Source organism: Desertibacillus haloalkaliphilus, assembly GCF_019039105.1.
Lineage (GTDB): Bacteria > Bacillota > Bacilli > Bacillales > KJ1-10-99 > Desertibacillus > Desertibacillus haloalkaliphilus.
On the sequence record NZ_JAHPIV010000109.1, the window covers coordinates 1 to 449 of the forward strand.

Consider the following 449-nt stretch of genomic DNA (forward strand, 5'->3'; position numbering starts at 1 on the left):
ATCCTAATGCGATGACCGCTGGAAAAATAATAGGAAGTGTCAAGAACATCGCAGAGATCATTTCGATAAACATCCCTAAAATCAAGTACAATAATATGATTCCCAGTATAATAACGATCGGTTCTACTGGTAGAGATACTAAAAACTGTGACAAGGTGGTTGGAATTCGAGAGACGGATAAAAAATAACTAAAAACAAATGCCCCTCCTACCAAAATAAAAATCATACACGTCGTTTTCATCGTTTCAATCATACTGTTCTTCATAATTTCCCATTTGAATCCATGTTTCAATAGGACCATCACGAACACCACAAAGGCCCCCATTCCCCCAGCTTCTGTAGGTGTAAAAATACCGGAGTATAACCCAGCAACAATCGTAAAGACCAATATAGCAAAAGGACCTATCCCTTTTAACGACATCATCTTTTCTTTAAATGTCGTGTTAGGT

General features: G+C 37.6%; 1 protein-coding gene. It reads right to left on the minus strand.

Annotated elements, in window-relative coordinates:
* Positions 1 to 449 (minus strand): TRAP transporter large permease subunit (locus tag KH400_RS21080; RefSeq protein ID WP_217227997.1); only part of this gene is annotated, 449 nt, incomplete at both ends.